At 68.7% G+C, this 23,752-nt stretch carries 21 protein-coding genes and 1 riboswitch; of the genes, 13 read left to right on the forward strand and 8 right to left on the reverse strand.

Annotated elements, in window-relative coordinates:
- Positions 1–4 precede the first annotated feature (4 nt).
- Complete coding sequence (locus OO70_RS22635; RefSeq protein ID WP_078651517.1) at positions 5–1,120, forward strand: RNA polymerase sigma factor SigF; 1,116 nt, start codon at positions 5–7, stop codon at positions 1,118–1,120.
- Between the two features lie 16 nt (positions 1,121–1,136).
- On the opposite strand, the gene OO70_RS22640 is transcribed toward OO70_RS22635, so the two are convergent.
- The gene (locus OO70_RS22640) at positions 1,137–1,595 is read right to left on the reverse strand and encodes a hypothetical protein (protein ID WP_043674408.1); all 459 of its coding nucleotides are present in this window, start codon (positions 1,593–1,595) and stop codon (positions 1,137–1,139) included.
- Positions 1,596–1,711: 116 nt separating this feature from the next.
- Between OO70_RS22640 and OO70_RS22645 the strand changes: the two genes are divergently transcribed.
- A complete protein-coding gene (locus OO70_RS22645; RefSeq protein WP_043674410.1) occupies positions 1,712–2,680 on the forward strand; it encodes a diacylglycerol/lipid kinase family protein in 969 nt (322 codons plus the stop codon).
- A 319-nt stretch (positions 2,681–2,999) separates the two neighbouring features.
- On the forward strand, positions 3,000–3,257 hold the full coding sequence (locus OO70_RS22650; RefSeq protein WP_006142322.1) for a WhiB family transcriptional regulator: 258 nt from the start codon (positions 3,000–3,002) through the stop codon (positions 3,255–3,257).
- Between the two features lie 230 nt (positions 3,258–3,487).
- Here the strand turns inward: OO70_RS22650 and OO70_RS22655 are convergent, their stop codons facing one another.
- Together OO70_RS22655 and OO70_RS22660 are read right to left on the reverse strand one after the other, a co-directional pair.
- The gene (locus OO70_RS22655) at positions 3,488–4,954 is read right to left on the reverse strand and encodes a sensor histidine kinase (protein WP_043674413.1); all 1,467 of its coding nucleotides are present in this window, start codon (positions 4,952–4,954) and stop codon (positions 3,488–3,490) included.
- A 377-nt stretch (positions 4,955–5,331) separates the two neighbouring features.
- Positions 5,332–5,961 (reverse strand): TetR/AcrR family transcriptional regulator, encoded by a 630-nt coding sequence (locus OO70_RS22660; RefSeq protein ID WP_043674415.1) that lies wholly within the window; start codon positions 5,959–5,961, stop codon positions 5,332–5,334.
- Between the two features lie 108 nt (positions 5,962–6,069).
- Here OO70_RS22660 and OO70_RS22665 point away from each other — a divergent pair, with 108 nt between their 5' ends.
- Positions 6,070–6,822 carry an SDR family oxidoreductase gene (locus OO70_RS22665; RefSeq protein ID WP_043674912.1) on the forward strand — a complete coding sequence of 251 codons (753 nt, stop codon included), beginning with the start codon at positions 6,070–6,072 and terminating at the stop codon, positions 6,820–6,822.
- A gap of 35 nt (positions 6,823–6,857) precedes the next feature.
- Here the strand turns inward: OO70_RS22665 and OO70_RS22670 are convergent, their stop codons facing one another.
- Complete coding sequence (locus OO70_RS22670) at positions 6,858–7,928, reverse strand: SIS domain-containing protein (protein ID WP_043674418.1); 1,071 nt, start codon at positions 7,926–7,928, stop codon at positions 6,858–6,860.
- A gap of 215 nt (positions 7,929–8,143) precedes the next feature.
- On the opposite strand from OO70_RS22670, the gene nagB reads away from it, so the two are divergent.
- Positions 8,144–8,929, forward strand: a complete 786-nt coding sequence (gene nagB / locus OO70_RS22675) for a glucosamine-6-phosphate deaminase (RefSeq protein WP_043674423.1) — start codon at positions 8,144–8,146, stop codon at positions 8,927–8,929.
- Positions 8,930–9,033: 104 nt separating this feature from the next.
- Here the strand turns inward: nagB and OO70_RS22680 are convergent, their stop codons facing one another.
- The 4 genes from OO70_RS22680 to OO70_RS22695 form a co-directional block, all read right to left on the reverse strand.
- Positions 9,034–10,572: a glycoside hydrolase family 3 protein gene (locus tag OO70_RS22680; protein ID WP_043674424.1), complete on the reverse strand. Its 1,539-nt coding sequence runs from the start codon at positions 10,570–10,572 to the stop codon at positions 9,034–9,036.
- Positions 10,573–10,581: 9 nt separating this feature from the next.
- Positions 10,582–11,445: a carbohydrate ABC transporter permease gene (locus OO70_RS22685; RefSeq protein ID WP_043674426.1), complete on the reverse strand. Its 864-nt coding sequence runs from the start codon at positions 11,443–11,445 to the stop codon at positions 10,582–10,584.
- Positions 11,442–12,425, reverse strand: coding sequence for a carbohydrate ABC transporter permease (locus tag OO70_RS22690; protein ID WP_043674431.1), 984 nt, complete (start codon positions 12,423–12,425; stop codon positions 11,442–11,444). Before OO70_RS22690 ends, OO70_RS22685 begins: the two co-directional genes overlap by 4 nt.
- Before the next feature lie 99 nt (positions 12,426–12,524).
- Positions 12,525–13,811 carry an extracellular solute-binding protein gene (locus tag OO70_RS22695; RefSeq protein WP_043674436.1) on the reverse strand — a complete coding sequence of 429 codons (1,287 nt, stop codon included), beginning with the start codon at positions 13,809–13,811 and terminating at the stop codon, positions 12,525–12,527.
- A gap of 309 nt (positions 13,812–14,120) precedes the next feature.
- Between OO70_RS22695 and OO70_RS22700 the strand changes: the two genes are divergently transcribed.
- The 8 genes from OO70_RS22700 to OO70_RS22735 all read left to right on the forward strand — a co-directional run bounded on the left by OO70_RS22700 (position 14,121) and on the right by OO70_RS22735 (position 23,712).
- Positions 14,121–14,885, forward strand: coding sequence for a GntR family transcriptional regulator (locus OO70_RS22700; protein ID WP_043674441.1), 765 nt, complete (start codon positions 14,121–14,123; stop codon positions 14,883–14,885).
- A 101-nt stretch (positions 14,886–14,986) separates the two neighbouring features.
- On the forward strand, positions 14,987–17,134 hold the full coding sequence (locus OO70_RS22705) for a carbon starvation CstA family protein (RefSeq protein ID WP_043674444.1): 2,148 nt from the start codon (positions 14,987–14,989) through the stop codon (positions 17,132–17,134).
- Positions 17,106–17,306, forward strand: a complete 201-nt coding sequence (locus tag OO70_RS22710; protein ID WP_043674449.1) for a YbdD/YjiX family protein — start codon at positions 17,106–17,108, stop codon at positions 17,304–17,306. The genes OO70_RS22705 and OO70_RS22710 overlap by 29 nt, the downstream gene beginning before the upstream one ends.
- A 173-nt stretch (positions 17,307–17,479) precedes the next feature.
- Positions 17,480–17,743: a DUF3311 domain-containing protein gene (locus OO70_RS22715; protein WP_043674452.1), complete on the forward strand. Its 264-nt coding sequence runs from the start codon at positions 17,480–17,482 to the stop codon at positions 17,741–17,743.
- Positions 17,740–19,341: a monocarboxylate uptake permease MctP gene (gene mctP / locus OO70_RS22720; RefSeq protein ID WP_043674458.1), complete on the forward strand. Its 1,602-nt coding sequence runs from the start codon at positions 17,740–17,742 to the stop codon at positions 19,339–19,341. Before OO70_RS22715 ends, mctP begins: the two co-directional genes overlap by 4 nt.
- Before the next feature lie 107 nt (positions 19,342–19,448).
- Positions 19,449–19,955, forward strand: coding sequence for a GNAT family N-acetyltransferase (locus tag OO70_RS22725; RefSeq protein ID WP_043674460.1), 507 nt, complete (start codon positions 19,449–19,451; stop codon positions 19,953–19,955).
- Positions 19,956–19,997: 42 nt separating this feature from the next.
- Positions 19,998–20,154: riboswitch (cobalamin riboswitch) on the forward strand.
- 100 nt (positions 20,155–20,254) lie between these two features.
- Positions 20,255–22,684 carry a ribonucleoside-diphosphate reductase subunit alpha gene (locus tag OO70_RS22730; protein WP_043674463.1) on the forward strand — a complete coding sequence of 810 codons (2,430 nt, stop codon included), beginning with the start codon at positions 20,255–20,257 and terminating at the stop codon, positions 22,682–22,684.
- Entirely contained in the window at positions 22,684–23,712 is a 1,029-nt protein-coding gene (locus OO70_RS22735) for a ribonucleotide-diphosphate reductase subunit beta (protein ID WP_043674465.1), read from the forward strand. Before OO70_RS22730 ends, OO70_RS22735 begins: the two co-directional genes overlap by 1 nt.
- The last annotated feature ends 40 nt before the right edge of the window (positions 23,713–23,752 follow it).

The following is a 23,752-nucleotide window of genomic DNA, read 5'->3' on the forward strand; positions in this document are numbered from 1 at the left end:
GCCGGTGCGGGACGAAGAGCGCGGCACACGGGAGCCGCCGGCCGAGGGCGGCCCGGGCGGATCTCGCCTCACGGCGGACGACAGCCCCCTCGTGCCGCGCGGCGGAATCCCCGAACAGGCCCGGCCGCACCCGGAGGAAGAACCCTCGGAGGCCGGATTGATGGACGACGGTCAACGTGAGCAGGACGGTGCTGTGCGTATTGGTGGGGTCTCCCCCGCACCTGGGGGTCCCTCCGCTCAGGCTGGGTCGAGCGTGGGGGAGGAGGCGAGAGCTCGGGGAAGGGCGACGGGCGGGACGATGAGCGAGCACGAGCGAAACGCCGAGGACAGCGTGCAGAGCACACCGAGCGTGCACAGCACGCGGCACGAGGACCGCAGCGGAGCGCGCGCACTCTTCATCGAGCTGCGCACGCTCAAGGACGGCAGCGTCGAGTACGCGGAGCTGCGCAACCGGCTGGTCCGTATGCACCTGCCGCTCGTCGAGCACCTCGCGCGCCGCTTCCGCAACCGCGGCGAGCCGCTGGACGACCTGACCCAGGTCGCCACCATCGGCCTGATCAAGTCGGTCGACCGCTTCGACCCGGAGCGCGGCGTCGAGTTCTCGACGTACGCGACCCCGACGGTCGTCGGCGAGATCAAGCGGCACTTCCGCGACAAGGGCTGGGCGGTCCGCGTCCCGCGCAGGCTCCAGGAGCTGCGCCTCGCGCTGACCACGGCGACCGCGGAGCTCTCGCAGCGGCACGGCCGTTCGCCCACGGTCCACGAGCTGGCCGAGAAGCTGGGCATCTCCGAGGAGGAGGTCCTGGAGGGCCTGGAGTCGGCCAACGCCTACTCCACGCTGTCCCTGGACGTTCCCGACACGGACGACGAGTCCCCGGCGGTCGCGGACACGCTCGGCGCGTACGACGAGGCCCTGGAGGGCGTCGAGTACCGGGAGTCGCTCAAGCCGCTCCTGGAGGATCTGCCGCCCCGGGAGAAGCGGATTCTGCTGCTCCGGTTCTTCGGCAACATGACGCAGTCGCAGATCGCGCAGGAGGTCGGCATCTCGCAGATGCACGTGTCCCGGCTGCTGGCCCGGACACTGGCCCAGCTGCGGGAGAAGCTCCTCGTCGAGGAGTAGGACACCGAGTCGGAGGTCAGCCCTTCGGCTCTTCGGTACGGCGGCCGGGCCCTCGGATTCCGAGGGCCCGTGTCGTCGCCGGGTTCACCAGCAGCACCAGCGAGGCGACCGCGACCACCGCGAGCGCGATCCCGGCCGGAATGGCCACACTGTCGGCCCGGAGCAGGTTGTAGGCCACGGGCAGCGCCATGACCTGGGTGATGACGGCCGGGCCCCGGCTCCAGCTGCGCCGCCCGATCAGTCCGCGCGCGGCGAGCAGCGGCAGCAGCGCGAGCACCACCAGGGTCACGCCACCGGTCACGGCCTGCCGGCGGTCGTCCGGTTCGCCGGTGAGACCCAGGACGAGCATCCACACCCCGGCGACGGCCAGCGCGAGCCCCTCAAGTGCGACGAGGACCGCCGCGTAGGTCAGGCGGCGCGGACGGGGTCCGTCGGGGCCGTCGGTCTCCGGGGCGGGGGTCTGCTCAGCACTCACCCCAGAAGGGTAGCCCTCGGAAAACGGCCCCAGGTGTCCAGGCTCACGCCCTCTCCTCTTACCCAACCCCTACCTCGGTATGGGACGGGTACCCCCCAGTAGGTACGCTGCAACTCATGCGTGCACTTCTCGTGGTCAATCCGGCGGCAACCACCACAAGCGCACGTACGCGCGACGTCCTGCTCCACGCGCTCGCCAGCGAAATGAAGCTGGAGGCCGTCACCACGGAGTACAGAGGCCACGCGCGCGACCTCGCCCGACAGGCGGCGGAGAGCGGGAACGTCGACCTGGTGGTGGCCCTCGGCGGCGACGGCACCGTCAACGAGGTCGTCAACGGCCTGCTGCACACCGGCCCCGACCCGGAGCGCCTGCCCAGCCTCGCCGTGGTCCCCGGCGGCTCCACCAACGTCTTCGCCCGCGCCCTGGGCCTGCCCAACGACGCCGTGGAGGCCACCGGCGCCATCCTCGACGCCCTTCGCGAGGGCAGTGAGCGCACGGTCGGCCTGGGGCTGACCTCCGGGACACCCGGCACCGAGGACGAGGCCGTACCGTCCCGCTGGTTCACCTTCAACGCCGGGCTCGGGTTCGACGCGGGGGTGGTCGGGCGGGTCGAACAGCAGCGGGAGCAGGGCAAGAAGTCCACGCATGCGCTGTACGTGCGCCAGGTGGTCCGGCAGTTCCTCGGTGAGCAGCACCGCCGGCACGGGACGATCACGCTGGAGCAGCCCCGTGAGGACCCGGTCACCGATCTCGTGGTGGCCATAGTCTCGAACACGTCGCCGTGGACGTATCTCGGCAATCGCCCGATGTACACGTCACCTAAGGCGTCGTTCGATAAAGGCCTCGACGTACTCGGTCTCAGCCGTCTGTCCAGCGCCGCGGTTGCCCGGTATGGCACCCAGTTGCTCACTTCGTCCCCCGAGCGTGGACCCCACGGCAAGCACGCTGCGGCTCTCCACGACCTGAGCGAGTTCACCTTGCAATCCAAGGTCCCATTGCCCCTCCAGATGGACGGCGACCACCTCGGACTGCGTACGAGCGTGACGTTCACAGGCGTACGCCGTGCACTGCGTGTGATTGTGTGAGCAGAAAGGGCTGAAGTCCTTTCACTCGAACGTTTAGACCAGGGTCCACCCCATGGAAGTACGGCTGTGACCTAGTCGACACCGAGGAATCAAAAAAAACTTTCCGGAAGGGGTTGTATCCGCCGCTGAGGTTTGCGAGTCTCTACGTGGCGATCGAGACGGCCCGCAACACCGGCCTCCACGGATCACCGGAACCCCTCTTCAATCCACAGGACCCCGCCAGTGAACCTGGCGTTCGGCCCTTCACTTGTTGAGGGATTCGTGAAAGCGTTCACATTCACAAGCAACCCGCACGTAATACCAAGGAGAGGTAGCAGCCATGGACTGGCGTCACAACGCCGTTTGCCGCGAGGAAGACCCCGAGCTCTTCTTCCCCATCGGCAACACCGGTCCTGCGCTGCTGCAGATCGAGGAAGCCAAGGCCGTCTGCCGTCGCTGCCCCGTTATGGATCAGTGTCTGCAGTGGGCGCTCGAGTCCGGCCAGGACTCCGGCGTCTGGGGTGGTCTCAGCGAGGACGAGCGCCGCGCCATGAAGCGCCGCGCCGCTCGCAACCGTGCCCGTCAGGCATCCGCCTGACGTTCACCCCGCAAAACAGCCTGAGCTTGGCGGCGCGTACAGCGAGTACGCATCTCCCGCCCCCGAGCCGCAGCGCGCAGTACCCCCGATGCGCATAGCAACGAGCGACTGGCCCCGGATCACCCAGTGATCCGGGGCTCTTTGCTGTTCAAGCACACGTGCGGCTGCTCAAGTACACGCGCGCGTACGGCTGTTCAGGCCCGCATGTGTGGAGGTCATGTGCTCATACGTCACTTGTGCGCCTGCACCGGCACGTCCAGGATCACCCGGGTCCCCCGCTCCGGCCCAGCCACCATGTCGAACGTGCCGCCCAACTCGCCCTCCACCAGCGTCCGTACGATCTGCAGACCCAGGTTGCCCGAGCGGTGCGGGTCGAATCCCTCGGGGAGTCCTACGCCGTCGTCCTGCACGGTGACCAGGAGGCGGGCGTCCTTCGAGGTGCCGCCGCGGACGGCCGAGACCTCGACCGTGCCGGTCTCGCCCTCACGGAAGCCGTGTTCCAGGGCGTTCTGCAGGATCTCGGTGAGGACCATGGAGAGCGGGGTCGCGACCTCGGCGTCCAGTATTCCGAAGCGACCGCTGCGCCGGCCGGTGACCTTGCCCGGGGAGATCTCGGCGACCATCGCGAGCACCCGGTCGGCGATCTCGTCGAACTCCACGCGCTCGTCCAGGTTCTGGGACAGCGTCTCGTGCACGATCGCGATCGAACCGACCCGTCGTACGGCCTCCTCCAACGCCTCCCGGCCGCGCTCGGAGTCGATCCTGCGGGCCTGGAGACGCAACAGGGCGGCGACTGTCTGGAGGTTGTTCTTCACCCGGTGATGGATCTCCCGGATGGTCGCGTCCTTGGTGATCAACTCCCGCTCGCGGCGCCGCAGTTCGGTGACATCCCGGAGCAGCACCAGTGAACCGATGCGCGTGCCCTTGGGCTTGAGCGGGATCGCCCGGAACTGGATGACCCCGTCGCGCGCCTCGATCTCGAACTCGCGCGGCGCCCATCCGCTGGCGACCTTGGCGAGCGCCTCGTCCACCGGGCCCCGGGTCGGGGCGAGTTCGGCGGTGGTCACGCCCAGGTGATGGCCGACGAGGTCGGCGGCGAGGCCCATGCGGTGGTACGCGGAGAGGGCGTTGGGCGAGGCGTACTGCACGATGCCGTCGCCGTCGAGGCGGATCAGTCCGTCGCCGACACGCGGCGAGGCGTCCATGTCGACCTGCTGGTTCGGGAACGGGAAGGAGCCGGCCGCGATCATCTGCGCGAGGTCGGACGCGCTCTGCAGGTAAGTGAGTTCGAGGCGGCTCGGGGTGCGCACGGTGAGCAGGTTGGTGTTGCGCGCGATGACACCCAGGACGCGCCCCTCACGTCGTACCGGAATCGACTCGACGCGGACCGGGACCTCTTCGCGCCACTCCGGGTCGCCCTCGCGCACGATCCGGCCCTCGTCGAGGGCCGCGTCCAGCATGGGGCGACGGCCGCGCGGGACGAGGTGGCCGACCATGTCGTCCTGGTACGAGGTGGGGCCGGTGTTCGGCCGCATCTGGGCGACGGAGACATAGCGGGTGCCGTCGCGCGTGGGGACCCACAGGACCAGGTCGGCGAAGGAGAGGTCGGAGAGCAGCTGCCACTCCGAGACCAGCAGGTGGAGCCACTCGAGGTCGGAGTCGTCGAGTGCGGTGTGCTGGCGTACGAGTTCGTTCATGGAGGGCACGTCTGCGAGCGTACCCGCCGGTCTGTACCTGTCCTAAAAACACCCGCGGGCCGCGGCGCCTGAGAGGGACCCTCAACCCTCCCGGCACCGCAGCCCGGAGCAGCAACGGCCACGGGGTGTGCGGTCCCGATCGGCCGATGGATGAGGAGCCGGGGCAGTCAGGGCAGAGAGCCTCGGTTCCTCGGTCCGTCTTCCTGTGCGGGGAAGACGGAGGCTTGCGCCTTTAACACATACACATTGTGGACTAGACCACTATCCGTGTCCATGCGTTGAAGGATGTTTGATGGTGGCGCTTTTCCGCTGCGATCCGCTCGGTCCGCCACTCGTAGGACGTCCCAGCATCCACGGCGAAGCCTAACGGTGTTGAGTCATGTGCGGGGCCAGATGTTCATGGCAATTTCGGCGACCGCCTCCAACTCCTGACGGCTCGCCCCGTCCCGCGCCTGCTGGGACATCCCCTGGACGACCGCCCCCGCGTGCCGGGCGAACGCGGCGGCGTCGAGGTCCGCGGGCAGCTCCCCCGCCGCGATGTCCGCTTCGATACGACGCTCGAAGGCGACGAGGTTGGCGTTGCGCCGCTCCCGCAGGGACTCCTCCACCTCGGGGGTCGTGCAGTTGGTGGCCGCGTGGATGACGAGACAGCCGTGCGGCCGGCCGGGTGCGGTGTACTCGGCGGCCGCCTCGCGCAGTATCCGCGCCACGGCGGCCCGGGCGGTGGGCTCCTCGGCGAGCGCCCGGCCGGTGAAGGAGCCGTAGCGCGTGCCGTACTCCGCCACGACCTCGGCGAACAGGGCCTGCTTGTCACCGAAGGCCGCGTAGAGGCTGGGGGCGCCGATGCCCATGACGCGGGTGAGGTCGGAGACCGAGGTGGCTTCGTAGCCGTGCTCCCAGAAGGCGAGGACGGCCTGCTCCAGCGCGGTCGTACGGTCGAAGGACCGCGGTCGACCACGAGCCTTACCGGTCTTGAACTGCGGTTTCGTCTCCTCGCTGCGCACCATGGAGTGAATTGTATAGCGAGTGCTAGAGAAATGTCGGTGGGCTGTTGTACGGTCTTTTCTGTAACGACCGCTAGGGAAATGCGGAGGGGTGTGGACATGAGCGTCGCCATGGGTGTGCTCGCGGGCAGGACGGCACTGGTCACGGGTGCGAGCAGGGGAATCGGGCGGGGCATCGCGGAGCGGCTGGGGCGGGACGGGGCGCGGGTCGCGGTGCACTACGGCAGGAGCGAGGCGGCGGCGAAGGAGGTGGTCGCCGCGATCGAGGGGGCGGGCGGCTCGGCGTTCGCGATCGGCGGGGAGCTGGGTGCGCCTGGGGACGTCGAAGGACTCTGGGCGGAGTTCGACCGGCACGCGGACGGGCTGGACATCCTGGTGAACAACGCGGGGATCGGATCCTCCTCGCCGATCGGGGAGATGGGGGAAGAGGAGTACGACCGCCTCTTCGCGGTGAATGTGAAGGCGCCGTTCTTCCTCGTCGGGCACGGGCTGGGCCGACTGCGGGACGGGGGCCGGATCATCAACATCTCGTCGGGGCTCGCCCGCAGCGCGGCCATGCCGCACAACATCGCGTACTCGATGACGAAGAGCGCCCTGGACGTCTTCTCCCGGGACCTGTCCAAGGTGCTCGGCCCCCGGGGCATCACCGTGAACTCGGTGGCGCCGGGCCTCATAGACACGGACAACACCGCCGAGTTCCTGCACGGGAGCGAGGACGGCTGGGCGCGGGCGGCGGCCTTCTCCGCGCTGGGGCGAGTGGGAGAGACCGCCGACGTGGCGGACGTGGTGGCGTTCCTCGCGTCGGACGGCGGGCGGTGGATCACCGGGAGCTGGGTGGACGCGACGGGAGGTTCGCTCACGTAAGGGTGCTGCTGGTCAGTGGGCCTCCGTCACCTTGTTCAGCGGGTCTCCGTCACCTTGGCCAGGGCGCGGGGCGCGTCGGGGTCCTGGCCTCGGGCGATGGTGACCTCGTAGGCGAGGAGCTGCAGCGGGAGGATCTCCAGGACGGGCTGGAGTTCCTCGGGGACGCCCTCGACGGGCAGGACGAAGCCGGCCGAGGCCTGGTCGACCTGGCCGGCCGGGCCGATGACGACGAGGTCGGCGCCCCGGCCGCGGAGTCGGTCGAGCACGGGCTGGAGGGCGGCGCCGCCCTTGCCGTCCGTGACGACCGCGATGACCGGGGAGACGTTGTCGACCATGGCGAGAGGGCCGTGCAGGAGGTCGGCGCCGGAGTAGGCGAGGGCGGGGATGTAGCTGGTCTCCATCAGCTTGAGGGCGGCTTCCTTGGCGGTGGGATAGCCGTAGCCGCGGGAGGTGATGACCATGCGTTCGGCGAAGCGGTAGCGGGAGGCGAGGGTGCGGATCTCGTCCTGCCGGGCGAGGAGTTGCTCGGCGAGATCGGGCAGCGCCTTGGCCGCCGCGCCGTCGCCGCCGCGAAGGCCCTCGACGAAGAGATAGAGCGCGAGAAGGGAGGCTGTATACGTCTTGGTCGCGGGGAGTGCCTTCTCCGGTCCGGCCATGATGTCGATGTGGTACTCGGAGACGGCGGCCAGCGGTGAGTCCGGGTTGTTGGTCACGGCGACCGTGATCGCGCCGGCCTCGCGGGCGGCGCGGGTCGAGGCCACCAGGTCCGGGGAGCCGCCGGACTGACTGACGGTGACGACGAGGACGTCGGTCAGGTCGGGGCGGGCGCCGTAGGCCGTGGTCGTCGACATCGAGGTGAGTCCGCAGGGCAGGCCGAGGCGGATCTCCAGGAGGTACTTGGCGTACAGGGCGGCGTTGTCGGAGGTGCCGCGGGCGGTGAGCAGCACGAAGCGGGGCCTGCGGGCGGCGACGTCCTGGGCCACCTGCCGGATGCGCGGGGCGCCCTCGTCCAGGATGCGGCGCAGGACGGCGGGCTGTTCGGCCATCTCGCGGGCCATGATCCGGCCGGGGAGTTCGCTGTCGGGGGCCGGCGTCGTGGCGGTCACGCGGGGTCCTCCGGAGGTCGGTCGCGACAGTGGTGCGGTGTCCATTTCACCCCGTCGGACGGAGATGCGCCTCTGTGGGGCGGTTACCGGTTTTCGGACAGGCGGCGAACTCTGGGAGGCAGGACCCTCCTCTGTTAGATTGGGGCACGGATTGGTCTAAACCACACAGCTCTTCCGGACTCCTCGAAGTCCCCTCTGCAGAACGGCAGGCCAGCGTGGAAGTTGTCATCGTTCCGGACGCCAAGTCGGGCGGCGAGCTGATCGCCGAGGCCATGGCACAGCTGCTCCGGCGCAAGCCGGACGCGCTTCTCGGTGTGGCCACCGGGTCGACGCCGCTGCCCATCTACGAAGCGCTGGCGGCCAAGGTCCGCGCCGGGGGCGTGGACACCTCGCGAGCGCGGATAGCCCAGCTCGACGAGTACGTGGGGCTGCCCGCCGAGCACCCGGAGTCGTACCGCTCGGTGCTGCGGCGCGAGGTGCTGGAGCGGCTCGGGGTCGGGATCGACGCGTTCATCGGGCCGGACGGAACCGCCGAGGACGTGCAGGCGGCCTGCGAGGCGTACGACCGGGCGCTGGGTGAGGCCGGCGGGGTGGATCTGCAGATACTGGGGATCGGCACCGACGGGCACATCGGGTTCAACGAGCCGTGCTCGTCGCTGGCCTCGCGGACGCGGATCAAGACGCTGACCGAGCAGACGCGGGTGGACAACGCGCGGTTCTTCGACGGCGACATCGAGCAGGTCCCGCACCACGTCATCACGCAGGGCATCGGCACGATCCTCGAGGCCCGGCACCTGGTGCTGCTCGCGACCGGCGAGGGCAAGGCGGACGCGGTCGCCGCGACCGTGGAGGGGCCGGTCGCCGCGGTGTGCCCGGCGTCGGCGCTGCAGTTGCACCGGCATGCGACGGTCGTGGTCGACGAGGGCGCCGCGTCCAAGCTGAAGCTCGCGGACTATTTCCGGCACACGTTCGTCAACAAGCCGGACTGGCAGGGGATCTGAGGTTCCGTTCGGACATATGCCGGTGCCGGGCCCCCTCGTGGAAGGCCCGGCACCGGTGTATTCGGAGGTGTTCCCCGGGTCGGGGTCGCTCCCCCGGCTCGCGGTCACGTCCCGGCGATGACCTCCGCCGCCGCGTGGCCGCAGACTCGGGCCGCGCCGTGGGTGGCGATGTGGAGGGCGCCTCGGGGAGCGGCCTGCGGTACGCCCATCTCGACCACGACGGTGTCGGGGCGGGCGGCCAGCAGGGTGTCGAGGGCAGCCGCCATCCAGGGGTGGCGGTGTTCGTCCCGGACCACGGCCACGATGCGCCGCGTCCCGGCCGCCTTCAGCACCACACGCCCCGCGTCCTCGTCCGCCCCGGCGAAACCGGCCGTCTCGGTGCCGGGCAGGAGACGGGCGAGTTCCGCGGCCACGCCCCAGGGTGTCTCGTCGCCGACGGCGATGTTGGCGACGGGGGTGAGGAGGGCGACGTAGGGCGGTTCGGTGAGCGGGGTGAAGTCGTCGGCGCCGGTGACCGTGAGGGCACGGCGGGCGGCGACGAGGCCGATGTCGACGCGCGTCACCTCTGCGGCGGGGGCGCGGTCCGTGTCCGCGGCGGAGCCCTGGTCCGGGGTGGACGCGGCCGCCGGCCCCGACGCCGTCCAGCGGGCCAACGCCCGTACCCGCTCGGCCGCTTCGGCCAGGCGTTCCTCGGGGAGTTCGCCCGCGCGCACCGCTCCGACCAGCGCGTCCCGCAGGCGTCGTACCGTCTCGTCGTCCGCGAGGCCGCCGCCCACGCAGATCGCGTCGGCGCCGGCGGCGATCGCGAGGACGCTGCCGCGTTCGATGCCGTAGGTGGCGGCGATGGCCTGCATCTCCATGCCGTCGGTGACGATGAGGCCGTCGTAGCCGAGTTGGCCGCGGAGGAGGTCGGTGAGGATGCGGAGGGAGAGGGTGGCCGGGCGGTCCGGGTCCAGGGTCGGGACCAGGATGTGGGCGCTCATCACCGCGCGGGTGCCGGCGGCGATGGCCGCGCGGAACGGGAGCAGTTCGCGCTGCTCCAGGACCGGCGAGTCCGCGTCGATGCGCGGCAGCGCGTGGTGGGAGTCGACCGCCGTGTCGCCGTGGCCCGGGAAGTGTTTCGTGCAGGCGGCGACGCCGGCCGACTGGAGGCCGGTGACGTAGGCGGCCGTGTGCCGGGCGACCAGTTCCGGGTCGGCGCCGAAGGAGCGGACGCCGATGACCGGGTTGGAGGGGTTGGAGTTGACGTCGGCGGAGGGGGCCCAGTTCAGGTTCACTCCGCAGGCGGCGAGTCGGCGGCCCAGCTCGTGGGCCACCGCCCTCGTCAGGTCCACGTCGTCCACCGCGCCGAGCGCGTGGTTGCCCGGGAAGGAGGAGCCCGTCCGCACTTCGAGGCGCGTGACGTCTCCGCCCTCCTCGTCGATCGCGACCAGCACGTCGTCCCGTTCGGACCGCAACTGGGCGGTCAGGGAGGAGAGTTGCTCGGGTGACGCGATGTTGCGGCCGAACAGGCCCACCGAGGCCAGGCCTTCGCCGAGGCGCCGCAGCAGCCAGTCGGGGGCCGTGGTGCCGGGGAAGCCGGGCTGCAGGACGGTGAGGGCGTCGCGCGTCAGGGTGTCTGTACCGCTGGCGAGTGTCGTCATCGGTTGGCGTTATCCCTTCACAGCGCCCGCGGTCAGCCCCGCGGCCATCTTGCGCTGGACGATGAGGAACAGGACGACGATCGGCACGGCCATCATCGTGGCGCCGGCCATCATCGGGGCGTACTCGGTGCCGTGCTTGGTGGTGAAGTTGCCGAGCCAGACGGTCGCCGTCTGGTGCTCCTGGCTCAGCAGCATGAGGGCGTACAGGTACTCGTTCCAGGCCTGGATGAAGCCGTAGACCGAAGTGGCGACCATGCCCGGGGCCAGGAGCGGGAAGACCACGCGGATGAAGGCGCCGGTGCGGGAGCAGCCGTCGACCATGGCCGCCTCCTCTAGCTCCTTCGGGATGTTGACGATGAAGCCGCGCAGGGTCCACACCGTGAACGGGAGGATGAAGGTGAGGTAGGTGATGACCAGGCCGGAGAGCTTGTCGTACTGGTCGAGGTCGTTCAGGAGCAGGAAGACCGGGATGATCATCGAGACCAGCGGGACCATCTGGACCGCGAGGATGCCGACGATCACGATCTTGCGGCCCCGGAAGGCGAAGCGGGAGATCGCGAGCGCGGCCAGCAGGCCGACGATGACGCCGATCACGACCACCGACAGGGACACGATGAGGCTGCGGCCGACCGGGCCCCAGAAGTCGGCGATGTCCAGCGCCCGGCGGAAGTTGTCGAGCGTGATGCCGGTGGGCAGCAGGCTCGGGTCCGGGTCGATGGCGTCCCGCGCCGGTTTGAACGCCGTGTCGAGCATCCAGTAGAGGGGGAAGCCGACGACGACGAAGACGAGCAGGCCGACGAGGTTCCAGCCGACCTTGGACTTCCGGCGCCCACCGGTCGGCTTCCGGGGCGCGTCGGTCGTGAGCGCGCTCATTCGACCTCTCCGATCTGAAGCATCTGACGCATGTAGACGGCGACGACACCGAGCAGCAGCACCACCGTGACCAGGGCTATCGCGGAACCCTGTCCGTAGTCGTTGACGACGAAGGCACGGTCGTAGGAATAGGTGCTGAGCAGTTGGAAGTCGGCCTCGGGGTGGCCGCCGCGCATCACGAACACCTGGGGGAAGACGCCCATGTCCCAGATCACCGACAGGGTCGTCAGCATCACGATGATCGGCTTGAGGATGGGCAGGGTGACGTACCGGAAGACGCCCCAGGCGCCGGCGCCGTCGAGGCGGGCGGCCTCCTCCAACTCCTGGGGGACCTGGGTGAGTCCGGCGCTCAGGGTGATCACCACGAAGGGCACCGCGCCCCACACCACCAGCAGCATGATCACGAGGAGACCCTGCGGTCCGCTCGCGAACCAGTTGTGGCCGATCATGTCGACGCCGGGCAACTTGCTGAGCAGCGCGTTGAAGACGCCGTAGTCCGAGTCGAAGAGCCACTTGAAGACGGTGGTCGCGACGATGACCGGCATGCCCCAACTGGCCACCAGGACAACGTTGATGAGCGTCTTCATCCAGCCGGAGACCTTCTGCTGGAGCAGGGCGAGTGCCATGCCGGCGACCATCGTGAAGATGACCGAGCCGGCCGCGAAGACGATCGTGCGGACGACAACGCCCCAGAACTCGCCGTCGCTCAGGACCCCGGAGAAGTTGTCGAAGCCGACCCACTCGGCGGGCTTGAAGCCCCACAGCTGGGACTGCCCGAACGACTGGAAGGACAGCGTGACCAGGCGGACCAGCGGATAGCCCATGACGAGGGCGAGGATCAGCAGGCAGGGCGCGAGCAGCAGCCAGGGAATCCCGGCCCCTCTCGACGTCCGCTTTCTGCGCGAGGCGTCGGGGACGCGCGGTGGCGGCGCCTGCCGCGGCGGCGGCACCTTGGCGGGGGTGGTCGTGTCGGCACTCATCGCGCGCTCCTCAGCGATCCCTCTGGTCGTACGGCCGTACGTGAGGCAGGGCCCTGCCCCGAAGGTCTCCCCCGGGTCCAACAGGGCCCTGCCCTCAGGTCACTTGGTGTTGATGACCTTGTCGATCGCGGTGTCCGCTTCCTTCGCGGCGTCCGCCACCGACTTCTTGCCGGTGCCGATGTTCTGCAGCATCGTCTGCAGAACCTGAGCCTTCTCGACCTGGCCCCAGCCCGGTGCCATCGGGACGAACCAGTTGGACTCGGCCGCGGTGGCCGGGACCGCCGTCGCGGGGTCGCTCTTCAGCGTCGCGAGGTCGGTCTTGTTGTTCGGCAGGTTGCCCTTGGCCATCAGGCCCTTCTGGCCGGAGGGACCGGTGAAGGCGTTGATCCACTCGGCTGCAAGGGCCTGCGCCTTGGACTTGACCGGGACGGCCAGGTCCGAACCGCCCAGGAACACGGGCATGTTCTTGCCGGACGGGCCGGGCATCACGAAGTTGACGAGGTCGGTCTTCAGCTTGCCGCCGGTCTTGTCGTTCTTCGGGTCGGCGGCGGTCGCGCCCTCCCACGCGGCGGCGAAGATCATGGACGCCTTGCCCTGGCCGTAGACGATGTAACGGTCGGACTCGTCCTTGGTCTTGTCGCCGTGCATGTACTTGTCGATGACCGACTTCCACTCGTTGAGTCCCTTGATGGACTCGGGCGAGGAGAGGCTGGCCTTCCACTCACTGCCGGACTGGGTGGCGATCGCGCCGCCGGCGTCGTAGACGAAGGACATGGCCGCGTACCAGTCACGGGTGGGCTGGTACCAGGCGCTGAACTTGCTGCCTTCCTTCTTCTGGATCTTGTCCAGGTCGGCGGTCAGCTCGGTGTACGTCGTCGGGGGTGTCTTGACGCCGACCGAAGCGGCGATGTCCGTACGCCAGTTGGCGACGCGGCCACCGGCGTAGTAGGGGACGCCGTAGGTCTTGCCGTCGTAGGTCACGGAGGCCTTGAGGCCGTCGAGCCAGGCGGAGGAGTTGGTGAACTTGGAAGGGTCGACGGGTGCGAAGGCGCCCTTGACCATGTAGCCCAGCATCTCGGTGTTGCCCATCTCGACCACGTCGGGGGCCTTGTCGGTGGCGAGGACCGCGTCGAGCTTGGTGTTCTTGTCCGGCCAGCCGTAGTACTCGTGCTTGATCTTGACGCCGGGGTGCGCCTTCTGCACAGCCGTGTCGGCCGCCTTCACCAGCTGGGGCCAGTTGTTCTGCGCGTCGACGGTGAGCCAGACGGTCAGCTCCTTGGCGTCGGCGCCGCTGTTCGAAGAGCCCTTGTCGTCGTTGCCCCCGCACGCCGCGATGGAGACCATCATGCCCGCGATACCGATCGCGGCTATCAGCTTGCGCTTCACGCCACCCTCCTCAGGGATGCCTGCCACACCTCCCGCCCATGGGCCGGGACCTGAACCAATGGTGTAGACCAGTACCCGGAGCTTGGACCAGACCAGAGGGCCTGTCAAGAGCCCCCGAAACACCCCTGACCAGCCGTTATGGGACCTACATATGCAGGAACCTTTAAGTAAGAAGGCAGCGAAAACAGCAGTGCCGGAGTACTCTCTTCCGCTAGACCACTTGGCGCTGTGGACTAGACCAAAAGCGACCGCGACGGTATACAGAAGGGATCACGAAGTGACCCTTGTCCGGAGCCGGGAAGGCAGAGCATGAGCACCGAGGTCAGCAGTGCGGAGAACGAGGGTGGGGCCACCGTCCGCACCGCGCGTGTGCCCAAGTACTACCGCCTGAAGAAACACCTGCTCGACATGACGGAGACACTGGCGCCCGGCACGCCGGTCCCGCCCGAGCGCACCCTGGCCGCGGAGTTCGACACCTCCCGCACAACCGTCCGCCAGGCCCTTCAGGAACTGGTCGTCGAGGGCCGCCTGGAACGCATCCAGGGCAAGGGCACGTTCGTCGCCAAGCCGAAGGTCTCCCAGGCCCTCCAACTCACCTCGTACACCGAGGACATGCGGGCCCAGGGCCTCGAACCGACCTCGCAGCTCCTGGACATCGGCTACATCACCGCCGACGACACCCTCGCCGACCTGCTCGACATCACCGCCGGCGGCCGGGTCCTGCGCATCGAGCGGCTGCGCATGGCCAACGCCGAACCGATGGCCATCGAGACGACCCACCTCAGCGCGAAGCGCTTCCCCGCCCTGCGCAGGTCCCTGGTCAAGTACACGTCTCTGTACACCGCGTTGGCCGAGGTCTACGACGTCCATCTCGCCGAGGCCGAGGAGACCATCGAGACCTCGCTGGCCACCCCGCGCGAGGCCGGCCTCCTCAGCACCGACGTCGGCCTCCCGATGCTGATGCTCTCCCGCCACTCCCTCGACAAGGAGGGCAAGCCGGTGGAGTGGGTGCGGTCGGTGTACCGGGGGGACCGCTACAAGTTCGTGGCGCGACTCAAGCGTCCGCAGGACTAGTTCGTGGCGCGACTGAAGCGCCCACAGGACTAAGGGACTTACGGAGTTACCCGGGTTGCTCTACGTTCCTCCCGTCGCCGCATGGACGGGAGGACCACCCGGTGCGTACCGCGAACGTCCGAACCATCGTCGTCTGGACCCTCGTCGCGCTCGTCGCCGCGGCGGGCTGGTCCGTACTCGCGCTGGCGCGGGGCGAGAACGTGTCGGCGGCCTGGATGGTCGCCGCCGCGCTCGGCTCGTACGCCATCGCCTACCGCTTCTACTCGAAGTTCATCGCGTACAAGGTCCTGAAGGTCGACGGCACCCGGGCCACCCCGGCCGAACGCCTCGACAACGGCATCGACTACCACCCCACCGACCGCCGCGTCCTGCTGGGCCACCACTTCGCCGCGATCGCCGGCGCCGGACCGCTCGTCGGACCCGTACTGGCCGCGCAGATGGGCTACTTGCCCGGCACGATCTGGATCATCGTCGGCGTCATCTTCGCCGGCGCGGTCCAGGACATGGTGGTGCTCTTCTTCTCAACCCGGCGCGACGGCAGGTCACTTGGGCAGATGGCCCGCGAGGAGATCGGCCCCTTCGGCGGCGCCGCCGCGCTGCTCGCCACCTTCGCCATCATGATCATCCTGCTCGGCGTGCTGGCCCTCGTCATCGTGAACGCGCTGGCCTCCTCCCCCTGGGGCACCTTCTCCATCGGCATGACCATCCCGATCGCCCTGCTGATGGGCTTCTACCTACGGGTACTTCGCCCCGGCCGCGTCTCCGAGGTCTCCCTCATCGGCGTCGCCCTGCTGCTGCTCGCCCTGGTCGCGGGCCGCTGGGTCGCCGAGTCGTCGTGGGCCGGCGCCTTCACCCTCGCGCCCTCGACGCTGGTCATCTGGCTGGTGGCGTACGGCTTCATCGCCTCGATCCTCCCCGTCTGGACCCTGCTCGCCCCGCGCGACTACCTCTCCACCTTCATGAAGATCGGCACGATCATCCTGCTGGCGATAGGCGTCGTGGTCGCACTGCCCGCCCTGAAGATGCCCGCCGTCACCGACTTCGCGAAACACGGCAACGGCCCGGTCTTCGCCGGTTCGCTCTTCCCCTTCGTCTTCATCACGATCGCCTGCGGCGCGCTGTCCGGCTTCCACTCGCTCATCTCCAGCGGTACGACGCCGAAGATGATCCAGAAGGAAACCCAGATCCGCATGATCGGCTACGGCGCGATGCTGATGGAGTCGTCCGTCGCCGTCATGGCACTGGTCGCCGCGAGCATCATCGACCCGGGTCTGTACTTCGCGATGAACGCCCCGTCGGGCGCGATCGGCACGACGGTGCAGAACGCCTCGCAGGTGGTGAGCAGTTGGGGGTACCACATCTCCCCCGCCGACCTCGCGCAGGCCGCGAAGAACGTCGACGAGGCGAGTCTGCTGTCCCGCACCGGCGGTGCACCGACCCTCGCGGTCGGCGTCTCGGAGATCTTCGCCAAGGTCACCGGCGGGAGTCTGCGCGCCTTCTGGTATCACTTCGCGATCATGTTCGAGGCGCTGTTCATCCTGACCGCGCTGGACGCGGGCACGCGCGTGGGCCGGTTCATGCTCCAGGACATGCTGGGGAACGTCTACCGGCCCTTCAAGAACGTGAGTTGGAGGCCGGGCCTGGCACTGACGAGCGCAATCGTGTGCGCGCTCTGGGGCTACTTCCTCTGGGTCGGCGTCCACGAACCCCTCGGCGGGATCAACCAGCTCTTCCCGATCTTCGGCATCTCCAACCAGCTCCTCGCCGCCGTAGCCCTGGCCGTCTGCACCACCCTCCTGGTGAAGTCCGGACGCCTCAAGTGGGCCTGGATCACCGGGATTCCGCTCGCCTGGGACGCGACGGTCACCCTGACGGCGAGCTGGCAGAAGGTGTTCTCCAGCGACCCGAAGGTCGGCTTCTTCAAGCAACGATCCGTCTTCCAGGACGCGATCGACGCGGGCAAGGTCCTGCCGCCCGCCAAGTCCATGGACGACATGCACACCGTCGTCACCAACTCCACGGTGGACGGGGTGCTTTCGGCCATTCTCGCGGTGCTTGTCGTGGTCGTCATCGCGGACGCCCTTCGTGTCTGCGTTCGACACGTCCGCCGCCCGGCGCTCTCCTCGCTCAGCGAGACGCCGTACGTCGAGTCGAAGATCGTGGCACCGGCCGGACTCCTCCCGACCCGAGAGGAGAAGGAAGAGGAGGCGAGGGCGCGCGATGTGGTCGGCGTTCAGGCGGGCGACTAGCGGAGTGCGGTGGTACGTCCGGGAGTTGATGGACGAGTCGGCGTACGAGCGGTATGTCGCGCACGTACGCCGGGACCACCCGGAGGCGGAGGTCCCGGACCGGCGCGACTTCGAAAGGATGCGGACGGACCGCCAGGAGGCCGACCCGAGGCAGGGCTTCCGCTGCTGCTGACCCTTGCCTGCCCCCTTGCCTGACCCCTCCCTGACCCCCGCTTTTGACACCGATGTCAGGCTTTCACTAAATCGACATGCCGATATGCGGACGGGGTCTTTCGCCGCGGTGATTCCGTGACCTACATTGCCTGCGCGTTACACAGGTGATCAGTGAGGGGACGGAGCCGCGAAATGTCAGATGTACCCGAAGTTCCGCCCGAAGTGGCGGCACCGGTGGTGACACCGGTGCGCGTCGTCATCGCCGTCTGCCTGCTCGCACCGTTCGTGGCGATGCTCTGGGTCGGCTCCTACGCCAAGACGGACCCCACGTTCATCGGCATCCCGTTCTTCTACTGGTACCAGATGCTCTGGGTGCTGATCTCGACGGCGCTGACGATGACCGCCTACAAACTGTGGCAGCGCGACCAGCGGGCCCGCCCCGGAGGTAACCGGTGAACGACGGCGTGAACGGCGTCGCACTCGCCGTCTTCATCTTCTTCTTCCTGGCCGTCACGGTCCTCGGCTTCCTGGCCGCCCGCTGGCGCCGGGCCGACAACGAAGCCAGCCTCGACGAATGGGGCCTGGGCGGACGGTCGTTCGGCACCTGGGTCACCTGGTTCCTGCTCGGCGGCGACCTCTACACGGCGTATACGTTCGTGGCGGTCCCGGCGGCGGTCTACGCGGCGGGCGCGGCCGGCTTCTTCGCGGTGCCGTACACGATCCTCGTGTACCCCCTCATCTTCACGTTCCTGCCCCGTCTCTGGTCGGTGTCGCACAAGCACGGATACGTGACGACGTCCGACTTCGTGCGGGGCCGCTTCGGCTCGAAGAGCCTGTCGCTGGCGGTGGCGGTCACCGGCATCCTGGCGACCATGCCGTACATCGCGCTCCAACTGGTCGGCATCCAGGCCGTGTTGGACGTCATGGGCGTGGGCGGCAGCGCGAGCTCCAACTGGTTCGTGAAGGATCTGCCGCTGCTGATCGCGTTCGGCGTGCTGGCCGCGTACACCTACTCGTCGGGCCTCCGTGCCCCCGCGCTGATCGCGTTCGTGAAGGACGGGCTGATCTACCTCGTCATCGCGGTGGCGATCATCTACATCCCGATCAAGCTCGGCGGCTTCGACGACATCTTCAGCGCGGCGGGCGCCAAGTTCAAGGCGGCCGGGGCGGGCGGACTCGTCCCCGCCCCTGCCGGCCAATGGACGTACGCCACACTGGCGTTGGGCTCGGCACTGGCGCTGTTCATGTACCCCCACTCGATCACGGCGACGCTCTCCTCCAAGAGCCGCAACGTGATCCGCCGCAACACCACGATCCTGCCCCTGTATTCACTGATGCTGGGCCTGCTCGCGCTGCTCGGCTTCATGGCGATCGCGGCCGGAGTCAAGGTCACCAACGCGCAGTTGGCGATCCCGCAGCTCTTCGAGAACATGTTCCCGGACTGGTTCGCGGGCGTGGCCTTCGCGGCGATCGGCATCGGAGCACTCGTCCCCGCCGCCATCATGTCCATCGCGGCCGCGAACCTCTTCACCCGCAACATCTACAAGGACTTCATCAAGCCCGACGCGACCCCGGCCCAGGAGACCAAGGTCTCCAAGATCGTCTCCCTCCTGGTGAAGGTCGGCGCCCTGGCCTTCGTCCTGACGATGGACAAGACGGTGGCGATCAACTTCCAGCTGCTCGGCGGCATCTGGATCCTCCAGACCTTCCCGTCCCTGGTAGGCGGCCTCTTCACCCGCTGGTTCCACCGCTGGGCCCTACTGGCCGGCTGGGCGGTCGGCATGGTCTACGGCACCCTGGCGGCCTACGGCGTCGCCTCCCCGACCCAGGATCACTTCGGCGGCTCGTCCAAGGAGATCCCCGGCATCGGCGAGATCGGCTACATCGGCCTGACGGCGTTCGTCCTGAACGTCGCGGTGACGGTGGTCCTGACCTTCGCCCTGAAGGCGTTCAAGGCCCCGGAGGGCGTGGACGAGACCAGCCCCGCCGACTACACGGCAGACGCGGGCGACCCGGGAGTAAAGGAAGAGCTACCTGTGATCGCCGGCCACTGAGACCCCCCTAGGGGCGCGGGGAACTGCGCGACCAGCCACGACGAACCCGCAGCGGGCCACCGAGAGCACCACCCTCGGCGGCCCGCTTTTCGTACACACTCACCCACATGGACATCCTCATCCGCCGAGCGAACCCCACCGAATACGAACCCCTCGGCACCCTCACCGCCCACGCCTACCTCGACGACGGCCTCCTCGACTACGGCGAAGCCGACCCGTACCTCCCCGTACTGAAGGACGTGGCAAGCCGAGCCGCATCCGCCGAGGTCCTCGTCGCGGTGGACGGCGACCACCTCCTCGGCGGCGTCACCTTCGTCCCGGGCCCCGGCCCCATCGCCGACATAGCCCGCCCCGGCGAGGCAGAGATCCGCGCACTGGCGATCGCCCGCGCCGCCCGCGGCCGCGGTGCCGGCGAGGCCCTCGTCCGCGCCTGCATCACCCGCGCCCGAGCCACAGAAGCCTGCACAACCATCGTCCTGTCGTCCCAACGCTCCATGCACGCGGCCCACCGCATCTACGAACGCCTCGGTTTCGTCCGCACCCCCGACCGCGACTGGAACCCCGTGCCACACCTGGACGATCTCACTCTGCTCACCTACAAGCTGACACTCTGAAACCACCGCGACACAACATCTGGGGGTGCCACGACAGCCCGGCACAAGATGTATGCTCATGCTCGCTGTCGCCGCAGGGGAATCCGGTGCGAATCCGGAACTGTCCCGCAACGGTGTACTTACGTGCATATGCACGCATGGTCAGTCCGAGGACCTGCCGACGGCGCGCCCGGCCACCCGGCCAGGGCGCATGACGTCCGGGCCTCGTGGAGTGGGCCGGTGGACGCGACGCCCCGTGCGCTCGTGTACTGCCGCCTGCCCTCCGCAAGGCCCCGTGCCGAGCGAGGGAGAGCCCCACCGTGACCATCGCGCCAGCAGAGCCGGCATCAGCGACCCAGGCGAACGAGGCGAACGTAGCGACCACGACCGGACCCGGAACCGACGTTCCCGGAACGGCCGTTCAGGACGCCGACGGCCCCGGCACTGCGATCCTGCGGACCCTGACCGAGCTGACCGCCGACCTTCCCGACGCCGACCCCGGCCGGGTCGCCGCCGCCACGTTGCGCGGCCGGTCCGCGCACGCGGACCTGACGGAACTGCGCGAACTGGCCACGGAGGCCGCCGCCGGCCTCATCTCCGAGGACCCCGCCTACTCCCGCCTCGCCGCCCGGCTGCTGACGATCAGCATCGCCGCCGAGGCCGCCTCCCAGGGCGTCACGACGTTCACCGAGTCCGTCGCCGTGGGCCACCGCGAGGGCCTCATCGCCGACCGCACCGCCGAGTTCGTGACGCTGCACGCGGCCCGCCTCGACGCGCTGATCGACACCGAGGCCGACGACCGCTTCGGCTACTTCGGCCTGCGCACCCTCCACAGCCGTTACCTCCTCCGGCACCCGATCACCCGCAAGGTCATCGAGACGCCCCAACACTTCATGCTGCGGGTGGCATCCGGCCTGGCCGAGGACGACAGCATCCGCGCCCTGGACGAAGTAGCCGCGCTCTACCGCCTGATGAGCCGCCTCGACTACCTCCCCTCCTCCCCCACCCTCTTCAACTCCGGCACCCGGCACCCCCAGATGTCGTCCTGCTACCTCCTCGACTCCCCGCTGGACGAGCTGGACTCCATCTACGACCGCTACCACCAGGTCGCCCGCCTCTCGAAGCACGCCGGCGGCATCGGACTGTCGTACTCCCGCATCCGCAGCCGCGGTTCGCTGATCCGGGGCACGAACGGGCACTCCAACGGCATCGTCCCGTTCCTGAAGACGCTGGACGCCTCGGTCGCCGCGGTGAACCAGGGCGGCCGGCGCAAGGGTGCCGCCGCGGTGTACCTGGAGACCTGGCACTCCGACATCGAGGAGTTCCTGGAGCTGCGGGACAACACCGGTGAGGACGCCCGCCGTACGCACAACCTGAACCTGGCGCACTGGATCCCGGACGAGTTCATGCGCCGGGTGAACGAGGACGGCATCTGGTCGCTCTTCTCGCCGGCCGACGTGCCCGAGCTGGTCGACCTGTGGGGCGCGGAGTTCGACGCCGCGTACCGCAAGGCGGAGGCGGCGGGGCTGGCCAAGAAGACCATCCCGGCCCGCGACCTCTACGGCCGCATGATGCGCACCCTCGCGCAGACCGGCAACGGCTGGATGACCTTCAAGGACGCGGCCAACCGCACCGCCAACCAGACGGCCGAGCCGGGCCACACGGTCCACTCCTCCAACCTCTGCACGGAGATCCTGGAGGTCACGGACGACGGCGAAACGGCGGTCTGCAACCTGGGTTCGGTGAACCTGGGCGCGTTCGTCACCGATGGGGAGCTGGACTGGGAGCGGCTGGACGAGACGGTCCGCACCGCCGTCACCTTCCTCGACCGTGTCGTCGACATCAACTTCTACCCGACCGAGCAGGCGGGCCGTTCCAACGCCCGCTGGCGCCCGGTCGGCCTGGGCGCGATGGGCCTCCAGGACGTCTTCTTCAAACTCCGCGTCCCCTTCGACTCCCCCCAGGCCAAGGCCCTTTCCACGCGGATCGCCGAGCGCATCATGCTCGCCGCGTACGAGGCCTCCGCCGACCTCGCCGAGCGCAACGGCCCGCTGCCGGCCTGGGAGAAGACCCGTACGGCCCGGGGTGTCCTGCACCCCGACCACTACGACGTGGAGCTGACCTGGCCGGAGCGCTGGGCCGCGCTGCGGGAACGTATCGCCCAAGTCGGCATGCGCAACAGCCTGTTGCTGGCGATCGCCCCCACCGCCACCATCGCGTCCATCGCCGGCGTCTACGAGTGCATCGAGCCGCAGGTCTCCAACCTGTTCAAGCGCGAGACGCTCTCCGGCGAGTTCCTCCAGGTCAACTCCTACCTGATCGACGAGTTGAAGCAGCTCGGCGTGTGGGACGCCCGCACCCGCGAGGCGCTGCGCGACGCCAACGGCTCGGTGCAGGCCTTCACTTGGATCCCGGCCGACGTGAAGGCGTTGTACCGCACCGCGTGGGAGATCCCGCAGCGCGGCCTGATCGACATGGCCGCCGCCCGCACCCCGTTCCTGGACCAGTCCCAGTCCCTGAACCTGTTCCTGGAGACGCCGACGATCGGCAAGCTCTCCTCGATGTACGCGTACGCCTGGAAGCAGGGCCTGAAGACGACGTACTACCTGCGCTCGCGCCCGGCGACCCGCATCGCCCGCGCGGCCCAGGCGCAAGCCCAAACCACCGTCCCCGTACAGCAGTTGACCCCCGACGAAGACGCGGTCGCCTGCTCCCTGGAAAACCCCGAGTCCTGCGAGGCCTGCCAGTAATGACCACCGAAGCCAAGGCTGTGACTCCTAAAAACCTGCTCGACCCGGGCTTCGAGCTGACCCTCCGCCCCATGCGCTACCCGGACTTCTACGAGCGCTACCGGGACGCGATCAAGAACACCTGGACCGTCGAGGAGGTCGACCTCCACTCGGACGTCGCCGACCTCGCGAAGCTGACGCCGGGTGAGCAGCACATGATCGGCCGGCTGGTCGCGTTCTTCGCGACGGGCGACTCCATCGTGGCGAACAACCTCGTGCTGACCCTGTACAAGCACATCAACTCCCCCGAGGCAAGGCTCTACTTGAGCCGCCAGCTCTTCGAGGAGGCCGTGCACGTCCAGTTCTACCTGACGCTCCTCGACACCTACCTCCCCGACCCGGAGGACAGGGCGGCCGCCTTCGACGCGGTGGAGAACATCCCCTCCATCCGCGAGAAGGCCGAGTTCTGCTTCAAGTGGATCAACGAGGTCGAGAAGCTGGACAGCCTCCAGACCCAGGCCGACCGCCGCCGTTTCCTCCTCAATCTCATCTGCTTCGCCGCGTGCATCGAAGGGCTGTTCTTCTACGGCGCGTTCGCGTACGTCTACTGGTTCCGCAGCCGGGGTCTCCTGCATGGTCTGGCGACCGGCACCAACTGGGTGTTCCGCGACGAGACCATGCACATGAGCTTCGCCTTCGAGGTGGTCGACACCGTCCGCAAGGAGGAGCCGGAGCTGTTCGACGACCAACTCCAGCAGCAGGTCACCGACATGCTGAAGGAGGCCGTAGAAGCGGAGCTGCAGTTCGGGCGTGACCTGTGCGGCGAGGGTCTGCCGGGCATGAACACCGACTCGATGCGCCAGTACCTGGAGTGCGTCGCGGACCAGCGCCTCCAGCGGCTGGGCTTCGCCCCGGTCTACGGCTCCGAAAACCCCTTCTCCTTCATGGAGTTGCAGGGCGTGCAGGAGCTGACCAACTTCTTCGAGCGCCGCCCGTCGGCGTACCAGGTCGCGGTGGAGGGCACGGTCGACCTCGACGAGGACTTCTAGCCCCGCCTCCGACCCCCTTTATGTATCGCTTACTTCGCGG

Source organism: Streptomyces xylophagus (assembly GCF_000716435.1).
GTDB lineage: Bacteria > Actinomycetota > Actinomycetes > Streptomycetales > Streptomycetaceae > Streptomyces > Streptomyces xylophagus.

What these genes read in the sequence shown, in the direction of transcription:
- OO70_RS22645 (WP_043674410.1), top strand. Translation starts at nt 1,712, where the DNA reads ATGCGTGCACTTCTCGTGGTCAATCCGGCGGCAACCACCACAAGCGCA.
- OO70_RS22650 (WP_006142322.1), top strand. Translation starts at nt 3,000, where the DNA reads ATGGACTGGCGTCACAACGCCGTTTGCCGCGAGGAAGACCCCGAGCTC.
- OO70_RS22655 (WP_043674413.1), bottom strand. Translation starts at nt 4,954, where the DNA reads ATGAACGAACTCGTACGCCAGCACACCGCACTCGACGACTCCGACCTC.
- OO70_RS22660 (WP_043674415.1), bottom strand. Translation starts at nt 5,961, where the DNA reads ATGGTGCGCAGCGAGGAGACGAAACCGCAGTTCAAGACCGGTAAGGCT.
- OO70_RS22665 (WP_043674912.1), top strand. Translation starts at nt 6,070, where the DNA reads ATGGGTGTGCTCGCGGGCAGGACGGCACTGGTCACGGGTGCGAGCAGG.
- OO70_RS22680 (WP_043674424.1), bottom strand. Translation starts at nt 10,572, where the DNA reads ATGACGACACTCGCCAGCGGTACAGACACCCTGACGCGCGACGCCCTC.
- OO70_RS22685 (WP_043674426.1), bottom strand. Translation starts at nt 11,445, where the DNA reads ATGAGCGCGCTCACGACCGACGCGCCCCGGAAGCCGACCGGTGGGCGC.
- OO70_RS22690 (WP_043674431.1), bottom strand. Translation starts at nt 12,425, where the DNA reads ATGAGTGCCGACACGACCACCCCCGCCAAGGTGCCGCCGCCGCGGCAG.
- OO70_RS22700 (WP_043674441.1), top strand. Translation starts at nt 14,121, where the DNA reads ATGAGCACCGAGGTCAGCAGTGCGGAGAACGAGGGTGGGGCCACCGTC.
- OO70_RS22710 (WP_043674449.1), top strand. Translation starts at nt 17,106, where the DNA reads ATGTGGTCGGCGTTCAGGCGGGCGACTAGCGGAGTGCGGTGGTACGTC.
- OO70_RS22715 (WP_043674452.1), top strand. Translation starts at nt 17,480, where the DNA reads ATGTCAGATGTACCCGAAGTTCCGCCCGAAGTGGCGGCACCGGTGGTG.
- OO70_RS22725 (WP_043674460.1), top strand. Translation starts at nt 19,449, where the DNA reads ATGGACATCCTCATCCGCCGAGCGAACCCCACCGAATACGAACCCCTC.
- OO70_RS22735 (WP_043674465.1), top strand. Translation starts at nt 22,684, where the DNA reads ATGACCACCGAAGCCAAGGCTGTGACTCCTAAAAACCTGCTCGACCCG.